We start from the raw sequence: 18,347 nt of genomic DNA, 5'->3' as shown, positions 1-18,347 counted from the left end.
TTGTTATGACCCAAACCGTATCTTATATCTCGTTGTCTGAACTCCTCAGTCAAAACCGAGCTCCTGAATCTATTGTCTGCTTCGGCGACAATAGCGAGATGACATGGCAAACATTCAACCTCAATTTATCTAAACTCGTACATCTTTTATCTTCATCCCCTTTTCAACGAGTTGCGATTTGCACCCAAGACAGCTACCTATTTTCGGTGGCCTTTTTAGCGTGCGCAGTCAGCAACAAGCACATCATTTTACCGGGCAACTATCAACCGTGTGCGCTTGCCGAGCTGAGTGAGCATTTTGATTGCCTGTTAGTCGATGATGCGATTGGCAAAGTAGAAGTAAACGAGGTTTGCAACGTCCAGGCATTGTTGGACTCAAACATAGAAGCATCTACTCTTCTAGCAAACGACCAAACGACCATTGATTTAGCCGCTACCCCATTGACCTTGTTTACTTCAGGCTCAAGCGGTACACCCAAAGCAATCCATAAGACCTTAGAACATCTAGATATTGAAATCGCTCAGCTAGATAAAAACTGGGGTACCTTGCTTAAGGGCAACCAAGTCCACAGCACGGTCTCACACCAACATATCTATGGTCTGTTGTTTCGAATCTTATGGCCGCTTTGTTCTGGCGTTCCATTTTCTCGACACAATCTCGAATACCCGGAACAGATCCTGTCTCACGCTAACAAACAGAGCGTGCTGATCAGCAGCCCTGCGCTACTCAAACGATTAAAACACGAGACAAAGTCTACGCATCTAGCGGGAGTGTTCTCTTCTGGTGGCCCTTTACCAACAGAATCTGCTCACCAAGCCCTCAACTTGTTAGGGCATTTGCCAATCGAGGTTTTTGGTAGTACTGAAACCGGCGGTATCGCATTTCGTCAGCAAGAAAGCGTTCAAACGCCTTGGCAGCTTTTCGACTGTATTGAGGCTAGTCTCAATAGTGAGAATTGCATTAAGTTATTGTCGCCGTACATCGACAGAAACAACTGGTATCAAACCGCCGATGAGTGCGAAATGGTCTCGGGTAGTCAATTCATATTAAAAGGCCGAACCGACCGAGTGATCAAGATTGAAGAAAAACGAGTATCACTGGTTGAAGTTGAAAAGCGACTGGAGCAACTGCCTTGGATAAGCGAGTGTGTAGTCATTCCCTTTGAAGAACCTGAGCGCTTAATTTTAGCGTCGGTTTTGGTATTATCTGATGACGGCCAAGCTAGCCTCGCCACCATGAGTAAAGGCAAATTCTGGTTGATGCTACGTTCAGAGTTGAGAAAGTGGTTAGAGCCAATCGCTATCCCAAGAAAGTATCGAGTTGTTGATGAGATTCCTCTCAACAGCCAAGGTAAGAGGTTAACCTCTCACATAGAGCAGCTCGTAAAATCATAAAAATCACTGGTCGCGTTTTATACTGAGATTATCTTTTATATTTTTGTCAGAACACCCATTTCAGCCCAAGGATTCTAAGCACACGCTATGGATAAGAGAAAACCAAACGTCATTGCTGTTAACACGGTAGAGAAAGAATCGACTTTGACACTCCATGTTACTGGCGATATCATCGACTTTCAGGGGCACTTCAAGAGCTTCCCTATTCTTCCGGGCGTGACACAAATTGATTGGGCACTTCACTATGCTGTCGAAGAGCTGAACGTTCCTGGTTACTTTAAAGGCATGGAGGTCATCAAATTCCAAGAGCCTATCCTGCCAGGTTCTACCATTCAGTTATCACTTAAGTGGGAAGCCGACAAAGATAAATTGAGCTTCAGTTACACCTCGAATAACGGTGAGCAGACCCACTCTTCAGGAAAAATGAAGCTGGGAGAGAAAAGTGAATAGCGCTCCGAACGAGGCTGCTTCTCAACACGTAACAAAAGAAAGCGACTACAAAGCTTGCTTCCTGATTCCGTGCTTTAACCACGGCGCAACCATGCCCGAGGTCGTCTCATCACTCCTCAAATTCGAACTACCGATTATTATCGTTGACGATGGCAGTGAACTCACCACGAAACAGTTTCTGGCTCCCTTAGTAGAGAATTCAAACGTAACCTTGGTGACGCTTGAGCAGAACCAAGGCAAAGGCGGTGCCGTAAAGGCTGGCATCAAGCGAGCGCAAGAGCTCGGCTTTAGTCATGCCATTCAGATTGATGCTGATGGTCAACATGACCTAGACGCCCTACCCGCATTAATCCAAGCGTCACAAACTAAGCCCCAGCGCCTGATCTCAGGTCAGCCGGTCTATGACGACAGCGTGCCTAAGGCAAGGCTCTACGGGCGCTACGCGACACATATCTGGGTATGGATAGAAACCCTGTCTCTATCGATTAAAGACAGTATGTGTGGCTTTAGAGCGTATCCGATCGATAAGACACAAACAGTACTGAATAAATACGATGTCGGTTCACGAATGGACTTCGATATCGAGATTCTGGTTCGTCTGTATTGGGAAGGATGCGACATTGACTTCATTGAAACGCGAGTCATCTACCCTGAAAATGGTGTCTCTCATTTCGATGCGCTATGGGATAACGTAAAAATCAGTTGGATGCATACCCGACTGTTTTTCGGCATGCTGCCAAGAGCCCCAAAGCTGATTGCCCGTCACTTCAAAACAGATCCTGACGATCACCTAGTGGGTTCGACACCGTTTTCAGAAAGCAAACAGACACAACAAGCATCAACTAAAACTGAACAGAAGCACTGGTCACGCACTCCAGAACGCGGCACAGTACTTGGCATAAAACTGTTGTTAGCGGTGTACTCACTATTAGGCCGAGGTGTATTCAACCTCATTTTGCGTGGAGTGATGCGTTACTACCATTTGACAGGCAAGCGCGCGCGAAACGCCTCTGAACAATACCTATTCCAGCTTAAGGCTTACGCAGAGCAACAGGATATTGAGCTACCGACTGAACTCACCAGTTACAATCACCTGCTTTCGTTTGGTCACACCATGCTAGACAAATTAGCCGCATGGAAAGGTGATTTTTCAGTCGATAATCTGACCGTTCATGGTCAAGAGCAATTTGAAAGCATGGTGGAAAACCAGCAAGGCGTGCTAATCCTAGGTTCTCACCTTGGTAATATCGAGTTATGCCGAGCTTTAGGGCGTCGACACTCGCACATCAAAATCAATGCTCTGGTCTTCACGGAACACGCCGAACGCTTTAATTCGGTAATGAAAGCGGTAAACCCACAGTCTGATTTAAACCTGATTCAGGTGACATCAATGGGGCCTGATACCGCCATCTTGTTGCAACAGAAACTTGAACAGGGTGAATGGATTGTGATCGTTGGCGATAGAACCTCCACCAGCAAAGAGAGTCGCTCAGTATGGGCAGAGTTCTTAGGTAAAAAAGCCCCCTTCCCTCAAGGGCCATTTATGTTAGCCTCTGTTCTCAAAGCGCCAGTATTCTTACTGTTTGGCCTACGAGATGACTCACAAACTAAGCCGCATTTTAATGTCTATTTTGAGCATTTTAGCGACAAAATAGAGCTACCAAGAAAAACTCGCGAACAATCATTACAGCAAGTCGTGCAGAAATACGCAGACCGACTTCAGCACTACACACTGAAAGTACCGCTTCAGTGGTACAACTTTTTTAACTTTTGGACATTGAGCAACCAGCACCATGACGAAAAAGAATCCAAATAGCATCACTTTTGGTGCCGAACGCCTCACGATTGAGGATGTAGTCGCTATTTCACAAGGCGCAAAAGCCTCGATGAATTCAAGTAATGAGTTCACATCTAAGATCGACCGCGGTGTCGCTTTTTTAGAACGTCTATTAAAAGAAGAAGGCGTGATCTATGGCGTAACCACTGGCTACGGTGATTCATGTACCGTTGCAATTCCGCCGAACCTAGTTGACGAACTCCCTCTGCATCTAACGCGCTTTCACGGCTGTGGTTTAGGTGAAATCCTATCTCATGAGCAAGCTCGTGCTGTATTAGCGACGCGTCTTTGTTCATTGTCACAAGGTGTGTCTGGTGTGACTCACGATCTTCTCAATCAGATCGTCACTCTCATCAACCAAGATATCTCACCGCGTATTCCTCAAGAGGGCTCTGTCGGTGCTAGTGGCGATCTAACGCCTCTCTCTTACTTGGCTGCAGCACTGATCGGTGAGCGTGATGTTATCTACAAAGGTGAAGTTCGCCCAACCAGTGATGTTTATAAAGAACTAGGCATTAACCCTATCAAGCTTAAACCAAAAGAAGGCTTGGCCTTGATGAATGGCACTTCGGTAATGACAGCATTAGCTTGTATCGCCTACAAACGTGCGGAATACCTAGCTCAGCTATCAACAAAAATTACAGCAATGGTGTCTGTAGGGATGCAGGGCAACGACTTCCACTTCGACGAAGCACTGTTCGCAGTGAAGCCTCACCCAGGCCAACAACAAATTGCAGCATGGTTACGTGATGACTTACAAGCGGATCGTCCACCTCGCAACAGTGACCGTCTGCAAGATCGTTACTCATTGCGTTGTGCTCCGCACGTTATCGGTGTGGTTCAAGACTCTCTACCTTGGCTACGCCAAATGATCGAAAACGAGCTCAACAGCGCTAACGACAACCCAATTATCGATGGCGACAATGAGCGCGTACTGCACGGTGGACACTTTTACGGTGGCCATATTGCAATGGCGATGGATACGCTAAAAACAGCGGTAGCTAACCTTGCGGATCTGCTTGATCGTCAAATGGCGCAGCTGATGGATTACAAATTCAATAACGGCTTGCCATTTAACCTAACCGGTGCAGAAGGCGAACGTAAACCGATTAACCACGGCTTCAAAGCGGTACAGATCGGCGTTTCAGCATGGACAGCAGAAGCATTGAAACACACCATGCCAGCAAGCGTGTTCTCTCGTTCAACCGAGTGTCACAACCAAGATAAAGTCAGCATGGGAACCATTGCGGCTCGTGACTGCTTACGTGTGCTTGAACTGACTGAACAAGTCGCGGCTGCATCACTTCTGGCGGGCACACAAGCGCTTGAGCTTCGTAAACGCCACAATGAGCTTGATGAGCACCACATGAGTGAAAACCTAAAGCATATTCGAGACGAAGTACTCAAAGAGTTTGAATTTATCGTAGAAGATCGACCACTTGAAGGCGATCTACGCCACTTCATTGATCGTATTCAAAGTCAGCACTGGTCACTTTACTCATAGAGTAGCTAACCTCATAGAGTAGCCAACGTCATAAAGTTGGCTAACCCTTAACGCAATATTGTTGGGAGCGATTTATGTCTGAAATCCTTCATCCATTACAATCTGAGGTGACACTTATCACCTCATTCCAAGATGCCGATCCGATGGGCGTGATCTATCACGGTAATTACTTCCGATTTTTTGAAGAAGTAAGGCGCATCATGATGGATAAGATTGAGTACAACTATCATGAGATGAAGGATTCAGGCTACATGTGGCCAATCATAGACACACGTGTAAAGTACATCAAAGCAATACCGTTTAATCATCAGATCAAAGTATCGGCTAAGTTAACCGAGTGGGAAAATCGCCTGCGTGTTGACTACGAAATTCACGATGCCAACACAGGCGCTCGCATGACACGCGCTCACACCATGCAGGTTGCGGTGACCATTGAAGAACAAGAGATGTGCTTCGCTTCGCCAAAAGTGTTTACCGATAAAGTCGAGCTCTGGCACCAATTTGGCTGCTTACCTCGATCAACTGAGCAACAATCAACTGAGCAGCAATCAAGCGACCAACAATCCGAACAATCTCAAGTGTCTAACACACAGCAGCAGGTGAAACATGAGTCTGTTTAAGCACGGACGTAAGCAAATCAGCATCGCACTACTAGGGCTTGCCTCTGTGATGGCGAGTGGCTTTGTTATTGCTAATGAAAGTACAGCTAGGATTGGCTCTATTTCAGAACTGCAAACAGTATTAAGTGCAAACAACATAGTGCGTGGGGAGTTTACTCAAACACGTAACATGGAAATGTTCGCCCAACCTCTAACATCACAAGGTACTTTCCTGTTAGACAAGTCGAATGGTTTGCTTTGGACACAAGCGACCCCCTTTCCTGTGAGCTTGGTGCTCACGGATAACAAACTGAGCCAAAGGTTTGCCGATCAACCCGCTAAGATCATCACCGACAAAGAAAACCCGATGGCGTTTTATTTCAGCCATATCTTCTTGTCAGTGTTTCACGGCGACACGCAAAAACTTCAAGAGCAATTCTCACTGTCATTTGAACCAGCGACTGCGAAAAATTCTGATGAAAGTGCAAACTCAAGTTCACAAGACACACGATGGACACTAATCCTAAAGCCCAAAAGTGCACCGATGAACGCGGTGTTTGAAGCCATCACGCTTCAAGGACAAGGTGACATTGAACGTATCGAACTTAGAGAAGTTCGTGGGGACAGCACAGTGATCGAATTTAGCCAATTAAGCCACCAATCAGAAGTTTTATCAGATGCCGAAGCACAACAATTTCAACTCTAAGCTTGCCCTTGTCTGGCTAGTTGTCGTAGTGTTATTTAGCGGATTGTTAATCAAACAATTCGCTTTTTCTTCATCAGTACCTATTGAAAGCAACATCATGAAATTGCTGCCTGAAAACCAGCAAGACCCAATGGTAGAGCAAGCCTTTCAGCAGATATCTAGCTCGATGAGCGAGCAAGTGGTGTTTATCATAAGCGCTACCGACATTGAACAAGCCGTTGCCGCGACTGACTCTTTTGAAAAAAAACTCAACCAAAGAGCTTTCTCAAGTCAAGCCCCTCTTTTTAAGCAAGTGCAAGGCAAAATCAACGCCAGCACGCAAAGCCAGTGGAGCGATTTCTATTTTCGTCACCGAGCTCAACTGCTGACCCAACAGCAAAAAGAGACGCTGACTCACTCGCCAGATTCGCGAGCTCAATATGTCATCCAGTCTCTGTACAATCCTTTCTCAGGCGTGACTGCAGCAGAGCTATCTCTCGACCCATTCCTACTGTTTCGCGACTACATCAGTGCTGTTGGCGTTCAATCAAGTAACTTTGTTCTGAAAGAGGGCTACCTCACCGCTCAATCGAATGACCAAACTCATGTTTTGGTGACGGCGACTCTGGCGGGTTCGCCTTATAGTTTAGCGATTCAAGAGCAACTTCCCGCTCTTGATTCAATTGAGCGCGAGATCGAAAAGCAGTTTGGTGTCAAAGTGCAGCATACCGGTGTGGTGTTCTACGCCAATTACGGTACCGAAAGCGCGAAATCAGAAATCAGTACCATTGGTTTGGGCTCATTAGCCGGTGTGATTTTATTGGTGTGGCTGACGTTTCGTAGTGCCCTACCACTTGCCTTATCCTTGCTTTCAATCACTACAGGATTATTGGTTGCACTGGCAAGCACCGTCGCTATCTTCGGCAAGGTTCATCTGTTTAGTTTAGTGTTCGGTGCCAGCTTGATTGGCGTATCTATCGACTACTCTTTCCATTACCTGACCGATCGTTTGGCTGCTGGTAATCAATGGCAAAGCGACAAAGGGTTAAAACATATTCTCGTTGCGATCACCTTAGGTCTTATCACCAGCTTGATTGGCTACCTAGGTCTGTTAGTGGCACCTTTCCCCGGTTTACAGCAACTTGCTTTGTTTTCGTCGATTGGGCTTATTGCGGCTTACGCCAGCGTGGTGTGTTGGTATCCCGTTCTCGCGGCGAAACCAAGCCAAGAACGCCCGCTTCCTTTGTCGAAGCTTTGGCATACTTGGTTAAGTCTCTGGAGCAACCAAAAATTTAGAATTGGCTTACCATTAATAGTGACTGTGGTTAGTTTGATGTCACTCAGTCAAATTCGCTACGATGACGATATTCGCCAACTTCAAGCGATGCCAGAGCAACTCAAACAGCAAGAGCAAGCCATTACTGAGATATCTGGGTTAGGCAGTGGTCAAAACATGCTACTAGTCACGGCTCAGAACGACCAAAAGTTACTAAAAAAGCTAACAGCAATCACCACAAGCTTAGATTCTTTAATCGGCAGCCAAGGTATCTCCGGATATCGCAGCATTAATCAGCACTTATTAAGTAAACAAGACCAACATGATAACTATCAATTGGTTGAACAGCTCTATAGCCAACAAAGCCATATCTTACAGAGCACGCTTGGTTGGCCTAGCTTTCCTGAGTTACCTAAGTTCGAGGCCATCACTGTATCTGGTTTTTTGGAATCACCAGTGTCAGAACCAGTTCGACCACTTTGGTTGAAGCCGATCGATGGGCAAGCAGCGTCGGTCATTTTGATCAAAGACGTCACAAACTCAGCGCTGTTCTCTCAATGGCTCGATTCAAGCTTTGCTCAGCAACAAGGTGTTAAATACCTCAACAAAGCCGATGAAATTTCCGCTCTATTTGCGGAGTACAGAGTCAAGATCACCGAGCTATTGTTGATAGCATTGGCCGCTATCGGGATGGTTTTAGGTTGGCGCTATGGCGTTAAACAAAGCCTGTTAATGCTACTACCATCATTGATCGCAGGAGTCGCAGGTTTAGCGGTCACCGGCGTTTTAGGCTCGACACTGAATCTATTTAACCTGCTTGGACTGATTCTAATTTTAGGGATTGGTATCGACTATACCCTGTTCTTTGCTGAACAGAAAAAATCACTAAGCACCTTGTTAGCCATTACCCTATCAGGCCTCACAACGCTGCTTTCATTTGGCTTATTGTCACTGAGTCAGACTCATGCCATTCATAGCTTCGGTGTTACCGTCCTAACTGGTATTTTCGTCGCGTGGTTGCTTTCGCCACTTGCAATCAACCACCAACAAGCAGCGGAAAAATCAAACTCTCGAGAGGCTTTTAGATGAACAAAACAATCAAGATAGCGCTCGCCGTTGGATTGGGCTTACTACTCAGCGCTTGTTCGATGGTGCCTCAACAGCCTACAGGCGCAAGTGTCGCAATCGATAAAGACACCGAGCTAGCCTTGCCGCTGCCTGCTGAACTGGGATACTCATTTACGGCGAGCCAGCTGATCAGCGCAACATGGCAAGATGATACGCAGCAACTTCCGGTTCAAGTCGAAGTGACAGCGGATAAAGTGGCTTTAGCTGGCTTTTCTTCTTGGGGTACTCGAATCCTATCGCTTCAGTACCAAAACCAAGTGATTGATACTCAAGTTCTATCTGGTCTTGGCGCTACCCTGCCGCTACCCGAGCAAGTACTATTTAATTTGATGCTGACTCTATGGCCAGTTGAAGCATGGGCTCAACCTTTACAAGACATCGGTTGGTATTTGGTCGATACCGAAAACAGCCGCACCGTATTTGATGAAAACCAACAGCCAATCATTAAAATTGATTACCAAGCAGAGCCCGGAACACACAAAACCGCAGGCAACATTGTTTTCAAGCATTTGATTCAAGGCTACACCATCAGTATACAAACGTTGAACTCAACGATTGTCGATAACCCAAGTAAGAGCTAAACATCATGCCTATTTATATCCAAGACTGTGGTTTTCACTCCGCATTAGGCTCAAGCATTGCTGACATTCATGGCTGCCTCAGCAATCAATGCGACTCCAATATGATTGAAGTGAGCGACATGCTAAACGACGGTAAGCCGACGGTCGTTGGTAAGGTCGCAGGCGATTTACCAGAAATTTCATCAGTTCAAGCGGAATACGCCACTCGCAATAATCAACTGGCGTTATCGGCTGTTAATCAAATAAAAGATTCTATTGAACAAGCAAAATCACAATATGGCGCAGATAGGATTGCTGTAGTCATCGGCACAAGCACTTCTGGTATTTCTGATGGCGAAACGGCGTTTAAACACAAACTCGACCATGGCTCTTTCCCCGAAGGTTTCCACTATTCAAAACAAGAGCTTGGTAATGTATCGGAGTTCATCAGCCAACACTGCTCTTTAACAGGGCCAAGCTACGCGATCTCGACCGCTTGCTCATCAAGTGGCCGTGTATTTATTACTGCCCAACGTTTGTTAGATTCTGGAATGGCGGATGCTGTATTGGTTGGCGGTGTCGATACACTGTGTAAACTGACGCTCAATGGCTTTCATGGTCTTGAAGCACTATCAACGACACATTGTAAGCCCTTTAGCGCCGAGCGTGATGGCATCAACATCGGAGAAGCTGCGGCATTCATGTTGCTTAGCAAGACAAAACCAACCGCTACTGATGCAACTCAAAGTACTTCGAACATCGCCCTACTGGGTTGCGGTGATAGCTCCGACGCACACCATATTTCTGCACCCCATCCAGAAGGTAACGGCGCAGAACAAGCAATGAGAAAGGCGTTAGATTCTGCACAGTTACAAGCAGAAGACATCGGTTATATTAATGCCCATGGCACCGCAACCCCACTCAATGACTCAATGGAAAGCAAAGCAATCCATCGTATTTTCTCAAACAAGGTTCCCGTCAGTTCAACCAAGCCTCTAACAGGACATACTCTTGGAGCGGCAAGTGCGATAGAGGCTGCAATTGCGTGGCATATTCTAAAATATGACTTACCACTCCCCTTACAAAAATGTCAGTATAAAGCTGAAGATATTGAGATTGATTTGGTAAACTGTGCCCAGAAACTTAAAGTAAAGAACATCTTAAGCAACTCGTTCGCTTTTGGTGGCAACAACATTAGCCTGATTTTTGGTGTAATAAATGACTGATATCCCTTCTGTAGACCAACTTCTCCCACACGATGATCCGATGATATTAATCGATCGAGCTATCAACGTTGAGGCATTATCGATTCACTGCCAGGTCGACATTGGCGCGCACAACCTGTTCTTTAACACCGAATCTCAAACCGTACCTGCTTATGTGGGTATCGAGTTTATGGCGCAATCTGTTGCTGCATGGTCTGGGTATCATGCGCTGAAAAATGGCACCATTCCCCCAATCGGTTTTTTATTAGGTTCTCGTCGCTATAAGTCACTTTGTGATGAGTTTACTCAAGGTCAAACCCTTGATATCTATGCTGAACAACTCATGGAAGACAGTGGTATGGCTGTATTTACCGCCAGAGTCGAAGACCAAGGCGAGCTAGTGGCTCAATGCCAGCTCAATGTCTATGTACCAACCGAACAAAAATTACAAGAAATGAAAACTAGGAGCCCATCATGACCCGTCAGGTTTTAGTTACAGGTGCCAGCAAAGGCATTGGTAAAGCGATCGCTATTCAACTCGCGAAAGACGGATTTGAAATCGCCGTTCACTACATGGGTGACAAGCAAGGTGCAGAAAATACTTTGAAGTCGATTACTGAGCTGGGTGGCGCTGGGCGTCTTATCCAGTTTGACATCAGCAACCGCAGCGAGTGTCGCGAAATACTTGAGGCTGATATTGCTGAGTATGGCGCTTACTATGGCGTGGTGAACAATGCGGGGATTACTCGCGATACGGCCTTCCCAGCCATGACTGAAGAAGAGTGGGATGGCGTTATCCACACCAACCTCGACAGTTTCTACAATGTACTGCACCCGTGCGTAATGCCAATGGTTCAAAAGCGCAAAGGCGGTCGAATCGTTACTCTGGCTTCTGTGTCTGGCATCATGGGCAACCGTGGCCAAACTAACTATGCCGCAGCAAAAGCAGGTGTGATTGGCGCAACTAAGTCTCTGGCTCTAGAGCTCGCAAAACGCAAGATAACGGTAAACTGTGTCGCTCCTGGTTTAATCGATACCGGGATGGTTGACGAGCATGTAAAAGAGCATGCTCTGCCTCAAGTTCCATTACGCCGCATGGGTGAACCTGAAGAAGTAGCAGGCTTAGTCAGCTACCTAATGTCGGATATTGCCGGCTACCTCACTCGTCAAGTGATTTCAGTTAATGGAGGCTTAGTATGACCCGCCGCGTTGTTGTAACTGGTATGTCAGGCGTTACCGCTTTTGGCAACGATTGGCAGCACATCGAGCCAAAACTGAAAGCTTGTAAAAATGCGACCCAGTACATGCCAAGCTTTGAGCAATATGATGGCCTCAACACCAAGCTTGCTGCACCTATTGACGACTTTCAACTGCCTAAACACTATAAGCGCAAGCAAGTGCGTGGTATGGGCCGTGTCTCTCGCCTAGCAACCGTTGCCACCGAAAATGCGTTAGAACAATCAGGCTTGATTGGCCACGACGTTTTGACTAATGGCGAAACAGGTATTGCCTACGGTTCTTCAACCGGCAGCACTGACGCTGTTGGTGCATTTGGCGTGATGCTTAACGAGAAATCGACGCGAGCGATCACAGCAACCACTTACGTGCAAATGATGCCACACACCGCAGCGGTAAACGTCGGGCTATTCTTTGGTCTGCGCGGCCGCGTGATTCCCACCAGCAGTGCCTGTACGTCAGGAAGCCAAGCGATTGGCTACGCCTATGAAGCAATCAAACACGGCTACCAAACCGTGATGGTTGCCGGTGGTGGTGAAGAGCTATGCCCAACCGAGTCTGCCGTTTTCGATACCCTTTTTGCGACCAGTTTAAAAAACGACACGCCAGAAAAATCCCCTAGCCCTTACGACAGTGAGCGCGATGGCCTGGTTATCGGTGAAGGCGCTGGCACGCTTGTTCTTGAGGAGTATGAACATGCGGTTGCTCGCGGTGCAAAGATCTACGCGGAAATCATCGGTTTTGCCAGCAACTGCGATGCAGCCCATGTGACCCAACCTCAGATGGAAACCATGCAAATTTGTATGGAGAAAGCGCTGAAAGATGCACAACTCCCTGCGGAAAAAATTGGTTATGTTTCGGCGCACGGAACGGCAACAGATAAAGGTGATATTGCTGAAAGTAATGCGACAGCAAACATTTTCGGAGAAGTGCCAATCAGCTCATTGAAAAGCTACTTTGGTCATACGCTTGGAGCGTGTGGTGCCATTGAGGCTTGGTTGAGCCTAGAAATGATGCATTCAGGTTGGTTCAGCCCAACATTGAACCTTGAAAACATCGACGAACGCTGCGGCAAACTCGATTACATTACAGGTTCTGGTCGCGAATTGAATGTTGAGTATGTAATGAGTAATAACTTTGCCTTTGGCGGAATCAACACCTCCATCATATTCAAAAAAATCTGAGCTTAGCTAGATAAAACTCAAGACAAATAAAAAGGGTCAGTAACCAAGTTACTGACCCTTTTTTGAATCTAGCAATCGCTCAATTAAGCGTTAGCTTCACGCTCAGCGATGAACTCAAGAGCCATCTTGATACGAGCGATTACGCGCTCTTTACCAACAAGCTCCATCACTGCATCAACAGAAGGAGACTGACCGCCACCTGTTACTGCTACGCGAAGTGGCATACCGATTTTCCCCATGCCGATCTCTAGCTCTTCACATACTGCTGCAATCACACCATCTTTGATGTTTGCAGTAGTGAAATCTTCAAGTGCTTCAGCCTTAGCAAGAGCAAGCTCGAGTGGACCTTTAGCAACACCACGTAGGTGCTTCTTAGCCGCGCCAGCTTCAAACTCAGAGAAATCTTCGTAGAAGTAACGAGATTGCTCAGCAAGTTCGATAAGCGTGTTACAACGCTCGCCAACTAGCGTGATCACTTCAGTGATCGCTGGGCCATTTGTTGTATCGATCTTCTGTGCATCTAAGTGCCATTGCAGGTATTTTGCAACGTACTCAGGCTCAGAAGTCTTGATGTAGTGGTTGTTCAACCAAAGTAGCTTTTCAGTGTTGAATGCAGATGCAGACTTGCTGATTGCGTTCAGGCTGAAGAATTCAATCATCTCTTCTTGAGAGAAGATCTCTTGGTCACCGTGAGACCAACCTAAACGCACTAGGTAGTTGTTTAGTGCATTTGGTAGGTAACCTTCGTCGCGGTATTGCATTACAGAAACAGCACCGTGGCGCTTAGAAAGTTTCGCACCGTCATCACCAAGAATCATTGCACAGTGAGCGAAAGTTGGAACTGGCGCGCCTAGTGCTTCATAGATGTTGATTTGACGAGGTGTGTTGTTGATGTGGTCTTCACCACGAACAACGTGTGTAATACCCATGTCCCAGTCATCCACTACAACAACGAAGTTGTAAGTTGGAGCACCGTCTGTACGACGAATGATTAGGTCATCAAGTTGGCTGTTAGAGATTTCAATGCGACCACGGATTTGGTCATCAAATACTACACTGCCTTCTTTAGGGTTACGGAAACGGATAACGCACGCATCACCTTCATTTGCTGCTTCGTTTGCTGCAACAATTTTAGGGTGGTTCGCATCGTAACGAGCCATTTCTTTGTTTTCTTCTTGCTCTGCACGAATCTCATCAAGCAGTTCTTTAGACGCGTAGCATTTGAATGCTTTGTCTTCAGCAAGTAGCTTATCAACCATTTCGTTGTAACGGTCAAAACGCTTAGATTGGTAGTAAGGACCTTCATCCCATTCCATACCCATCCATTGCATGCCTTCTAGAATTGCATCAACCGCTTCTTGAGAGTTACGCTCAAGGTCTGTGTCTTCGATACGTAGAACGAATTCACCACCTTGGTTCTTAGCGAATAGCCAAGAGTAAAGTGCAGTACGTGCACCACCAACGTGAAGATAGCCAGTTGGGCTAGGAGCAAAACGAGTTTTAACCGTCATTTAAATACCTTGATTATGTAGGTGATTCTTTTAGTGATTGCTATTACAAAGCCTGCAACAGGAAAATATCACTAAATTTTGGGCGCTATTTTATCACCACCGCTTAAATCTACAATCAGTAGTGAATGATAAATGCGCTGTTCTTTTACGAAAGCTATCGAAGAAGGGGAAAACCAATAGCTTAAGCACATACCAAACACTGTAAAAAGGCAAATTATCGCCACGCGCACGATAAACCTCATCCATTCCACCACTCAATATTCCAACAAATATCAAATTCTTGAATTTATGTTTGACCTTACCCTTACGGGAAGGTTTATGTTAGGCGTAGATGATAATTGGAGTCTCGATATGAACCATTACACAACTGCGCTCAACGGCTTAAATTGCATGGGTTGTGCAAAGAAAGCCCGCACATTGTTTGACGATCTCGATAATACGACGATCAACAACATATCGCCGACGTACATCGACATTTCGACTCCATTTAGTTACGTTCAACTCAGTGAACAGTTAATGACCCTTGGTTATTCCATGGGTAATAAGCTGCACCTTTCGCTATCCGGCCTTAGCTGCGGTAAGTGCGTGAACAAACTGACCCAAGCACTTGAACACACCGAGCAAATCTCAAACCTAGAAGTCAGTAAACATGAATTGTCGGTGGTGACTCTGCTTTCAGAACCCAAGCTTATTGAGTTAATCGAAAGTGTGGGTTATCTCGCGACTCCTTACTCTGAAATTAATGAGCCTTTATCTAATAAAGAATCAGAAGACGATAAAAAAACAGCGCCAGTGGAACCGACACAAGCTAAACCTGCTGCTAGCCAATATACCTATCACCTTGTTCTTGGGGGAATGACGTGTGCGAGTTGTGTTTCTTCGGTAGAGAAAGCGCTGAAAAAGAATGAGTTCGTCGACCAAGCTCAGATCAACCTCGCAGAACAGACAGCCTTGGTTTTCACCTCTCAAACCAGAGACATCATTGAAAACGCTCTAATAGAATCCGTGAAAGCTGCAGGATATGGCGCCGAGTTTGTCGACGATGCGGCGACTCAACAGCAAAAACAACAAGAACAGCAACTTCGTACTCAACAAGCCTTTCTTAGAAACTCAGTAAGTGCGCTGCTTATCGGCGCTCCGCTGATGGCGTGGGGGCTGTTTGGTGGCAGCATGACCATTGCTACATTTAACGACCAAGTGGCCTGGGGATTGATCGGAGTCGTCTGTCTGATACTGCTTGCGACCTCTGGACGCAGCTTCTTTACTAACGCTTGGCAATCACTGATGCACAAACGTGCGACCATGGATACGTTAGTTGCTTTAGGCACTGGCGCAGCATGGTTCTACTCAATGTTGGTAGTACTTATTCCATCATGGTTCCCTGAACCATCGCGTCATGTCTATTTTGAGGCAAGTGCGATGATCATCGGCCTTATTTCTTTGGGTCACTACATTGAAGCCAAAGCCAAAGCACGCACCACTAAGTCTTTGCAGGCGCTAATTAATTTACAGCCTCAAAAAGCCACGGTTATCGTCGATGGTAAAGAGAAAACCATCGCTGTAGAAGCAATTCAAGTCGGCATGCAAGTTCGAGTGAAGCCGGGAGAAAAAGTCCCTGTCGATGGTGTTGTGGTATCGGGTGAGTCTTATATCGATGAATCAATGCTGACTGGCGAACCGCTCCCCAACGTTAAATCGATTAATGATGGTGTTTCAGCAGGTACCATTAATGGTGATGGCAGCTTAATCATTGAAGCTACGGGGATTGGCTCAAGCACCATGTTGGCTCGAATCATTCAGATGGTTCGCCAAGCACAAAGCAGCAAGCCTGAGATTGCGAAGCTTGCCGACTCTATCTCTGCCGTTTTCGTACCAGTTGTGGTCGCGATCGCAGCCATTGCCGCCCTAGTTTGGTTTTTTGTTGGACCACAACCGAGTGCAAGTTACATGCTAGTGGTATCAACAACAGTGCTAATCATCGCCTGCCCATGCGCATTGGGCTTAGCGACACCGCTCTCTATTACTGTTGGCGTTGGCAAAGCCGCTGAGTTTGGTGTTCTGATCAAGGATGCAGATGTGTTGCAATCTGCAAGCAAAATTGATGCTGTCGTATTTGATAAAACAGGCACCCTAACCCAAGGTAAACCAACCGTTCAGCAGGCCTTTTATGGCGACTTATCAGAACAAGAACTGCTGGCTTACGCCTATTCGGTAGAGGTAGGGTCAGAACACCCATTAGCGAAAGCCGTTTGCCAATATGCTGAGAGCTTACAAGTTTCAGCACTACCCCACAGCGAATTTGAAAACCAACGAGGGCTTGGCATACAAGCAATAATTAACGGCAAAAACGTTCAAGTCGGCTCACTTAAATATCTCACTCAACTCGGTATTGAAACTGAAATTGGCGCAGACTTTATCGAGCTTTGCCGCTCACAAGCTTGGACGCCAATTTTCGTCGCGATTGATCAAAAACTGGAAGGCATACTTGGCGTTTCAGACGCGTTAAAAATAGATAGCAAACAAGCGATAGCTCAACTAAAATCCGCGGGAATTCACACCGTACTATTAACAGGCGACAACGATTCTGTTGCTCAAGCGATTGGCAAAACCGTCGATATCAACGAAGTGATCTCAGAAGTGCTTCCTGAGCAGAAAGCGCAACATATTGTTCAGCTACAACAACAATATAAAAGTGTCGCTATGGTTGGAGACGGTATTAATGATGCACCCGCTCTTGCGCAAGCAGATATAGGAATCGCGATGGGCAGCGGCAGTGATGTGGCAATCGAGAGTGCGCAAATGACGCTACTCAATTCATCGCCATTATCGGTTAGCAATGCGATCGAGCTGTCCCAAGCGACCGTGAGAAACATGAAACAAAACTTATTTGGCGCCTTCGTCTATAACTCGCTTGGCATTCCGATTGCAGCTGGTGTGCTCTACCCATTTTTCGGATTTTTGCTAAGCCCTGTCGTTGCTGGCGCAGCAATGGCGATGTCGTCAATTACGGTTGTAAGCAATGCCAACAGGCTAAGACTGTTCAAACCCACTCATTCTAATATCAACAAAAACCATATTCATGAGGTTCACCATGATTCGTAAAGTTATGACTCTTACTGCACTCGCTGCAATTTCAGGACAAGCTCTCGCTACTGATGTTCTAAATCATAAATCCCCATACTGCGGCTGCTGCACAGAATGGACGAAGCATATGCAAGACGCTGGGTTCGATGTGACAGAGAAACTCCATGATGACATGAATCCAATCAAGCAGAAGTTAGGGGTAACGCAGAAGCTGGCCTCTTGCCATACGGCAGAAATCGACGGTTACGTATTTGAAGGACACATTCCAGCTGAGGATGTGAAAGCCTTTCTAGCAAATCCACCACGCAATGCGATTGGCTTAGCGGCTCCAGGCATGCCAATGGGCTCACCGGGCATGGAGCATGGCGATAAGAAAGACGAGTATTCTGTGTATGCGTTTAATAACAAAGGTCAGGTGTTTGAATACCGTCATTACAACGGAAAATAGAACGTAAAAAGACTGATTTGAAGAAACAAAAATCGATCATAAAAATAGAGCCTAGCATTAAGCAAACCCAAGACTGTGGTTTACTTACTAGGCTCTTTGCTTTTGGACAGTAAAGCAAATCTTGTCGCGGCACCAACCGGGCTGTTAGTACCGCTATGTTCCCCTCGCTAATTAGCTAAGAAGTTTTTTAACGAAAAAGCTATTTAACAAAGAAGCTCACTCGGCTAACTAAACAGCCAAGTGAAT

Annotated in this window: 14 protein-coding genes and 2 pseudogenes; 15 read left to right on the top strand and 1 reads right to left on the bottom strand. The window is 46.2% G+C overall.

Features of this window, described 5'->3' with window-relative positions; genetic code table 11:
* The first annotated feature begins 5 nt into the window (after nt 1-5).
* From OCV44_RS04020 to OCV44_RS03965, 13 genes and pseudogenes are all read left to right on the top strand, one after another.
* Nucleotides 6-1,394, top strand: coding sequence for an AMP-binding protein (locus tag OCV44_RS04020; RefSeq protein ID WP_139685275.1), 1,389 nt, complete (start codon nt 6-8; stop codon nt 1,392-1,394).
* Between the two features lie 87 nt (nt 1,395-1,481).
* Complete coding sequence (locus tag OCV44_RS04015; RefSeq protein WP_139685276.1) at nt 1,482-1,844, top strand: ApeI family dehydratase; 363 nt, start codon at nt 1,482-1,484, stop codon at nt 1,842-1,844.
* Nucleotides 1,837-2,623 (top strand): annotated as a pseudogene (locus tag OCV44_RS22270) (glycosyltransferase family 2 protein); the annotation flags it as partial. The gene OCV44_RS04015 and the pseudogene OCV44_RS22270, both read left to right, overlap by 8 nt.
* A 71-nt stretch (nt 2,624-2,694) precedes the next feature.
* Nucleotides 2,695-3,660 (top strand): annotated as a pseudogene (locus OCV44_RS22265) (LpxL/LpxP family acyltransferase); the annotation flags it as partial.
* Nucleotides 3,638-5,185, top strand: a complete 1,548-nt coding sequence (locus OCV44_RS04005) for an HAL/PAL/TAL family ammonia-lyase (RefSeq protein ID WP_139685278.1) — start codon at nt 3,638-3,640, stop codon at nt 5,183-5,185. The pseudogene OCV44_RS22265 and the gene OCV44_RS04005, both read left to right, overlap by 23 nt.
* Nucleotides 5,186-5,259: 74 nt before the next feature.
* Nucleotides 5,260-5,805, top strand: a complete 546-nt coding sequence (locus tag OCV44_RS04000) for an acyl-CoA thioesterase (protein WP_139685279.1) — start codon at nt 5,260-5,262, stop codon at nt 5,803-5,805.
* The gene (locus tag OCV44_RS03995) at nt 5,792-6,490 is read left to right on the top strand and encodes a LolA family protein (RefSeq protein ID WP_139685280.1); all 699 of its coding nucleotides are present in this window, start codon (nt 5,792-5,794) and stop codon (nt 6,488-6,490) included. Before OCV44_RS04000 ends, OCV44_RS03995 begins: the two co-directional genes overlap by 14 nt.
* Nucleotides 6,462-8,834, top strand: a complete 2,373-nt coding sequence (locus tag OCV44_RS03990; RefSeq protein WP_139685281.1) for an MMPL family transporter — start codon at nt 6,462-6,464, stop codon at nt 8,832-8,834. The genes OCV44_RS03995 and OCV44_RS03990 overlap by 29 nt, the downstream gene beginning before the upstream one ends.
* Nucleotides 8,831-9,454 (top strand): DUF3261 domain-containing protein, encoded by a 624-nt coding sequence (locus OCV44_RS03985; protein ID WP_139685282.1) that lies wholly within the window; start codon nt 8,831-8,833, stop codon nt 9,452-9,454. The genes OCV44_RS03990 and OCV44_RS03985 overlap by 4 nt, the downstream gene beginning before the upstream one ends.
* Before the next feature lie 5 nt (nt 9,455-9,459).
* On the top strand, nt 9,460-10,659 hold the full coding sequence (locus OCV44_RS03980) for a beta-ketoacyl-[acyl-carrier-protein] synthase family protein (protein WP_139685283.1): 1,200 nt from the start codon (nt 9,460-9,462) through the stop codon (nt 10,657-10,659).
* Entirely contained in the window at nt 10,652-11,116 is a 465-nt protein-coding gene (locus tag OCV44_RS03975; protein ID WP_086048913.1) for a hotdog family protein, read from the top strand. The genes OCV44_RS03980 and OCV44_RS03975 overlap by 8 nt, the downstream gene beginning before the upstream one ends.
* Nucleotides 11,113-11,838, top strand: coding sequence for a 3-ketoacyl-ACP reductase FabG2 (locus OCV44_RS03970; protein ID WP_139685284.1), 726 nt, complete (start codon nt 11,113-11,115; stop codon nt 11,836-11,838). The genes OCV44_RS03975 and OCV44_RS03970 overlap by 4 nt, the downstream gene beginning before the upstream one ends.
* Nucleotides 11,835-13,058, top strand: a complete 1,224-nt coding sequence (locus OCV44_RS03965) for a beta-ketoacyl-ACP synthase (RefSeq protein ID WP_086048911.1) — start codon at nt 11,835-11,837, stop codon at nt 13,056-13,058. Before OCV44_RS03970 ends, OCV44_RS03965 begins: the two co-directional genes overlap by 4 nt.
* An 83-nt stretch (nt 13,059-13,141) precedes the next feature.
* On the opposite strand, the gene gltX is transcribed toward OCV44_RS03965, so the two are convergent.
* Nucleotides 13,142-14,569: a glutamate--tRNA ligase gene (gene gltX / locus OCV44_RS03960; protein WP_139685285.1), complete on the bottom strand. Its 1,428-nt coding sequence runs from the start codon at nt 14,567-14,569 to the stop codon at nt 13,142-13,144.
* A 318-nt stretch (nt 14,570-14,887) separates the two neighbouring features.
* On the opposite strand from gltX, the gene OCV44_RS03955 reads away from it, so the two are divergent.
* Both OCV44_RS03955 and OCV44_RS03950 read left to right on the top strand, forming a co-directional pair.
* Entirely contained in the window at nt 14,888-17,671 is a 2,784-nt protein-coding gene (locus OCV44_RS03955; protein ID WP_139685287.1) for a heavy metal translocating P-type ATPase, read from the top strand.
* Nucleotides 17,661-18,101, top strand: a complete 441-nt coding sequence (locus tag OCV44_RS03950; RefSeq protein ID WP_139685288.1) for a DUF411 domain-containing protein — start codon at nt 17,661-17,663, stop codon at nt 18,099-18,101. Before OCV44_RS03955 ends, OCV44_RS03950 begins: the two co-directional genes overlap by 11 nt.
* The last annotated feature ends 246 nt before the right edge of the window (nt 18,102-18,347 follow it).

This window comes from Vibrio tasmaniensis, assembly GCF_024347635.1.
Classification (GTDB): domain Bacteria; phylum Pseudomonadota; class Gammaproteobacteria; order Enterobacterales; family Vibrionaceae; genus Vibrio; species Vibrio tasmaniensis.
The sequence above is the reverse complement of the archived record's forward strand: the minus strand, read 5'-3'. Positions and strand labels throughout refer to the sequence as shown.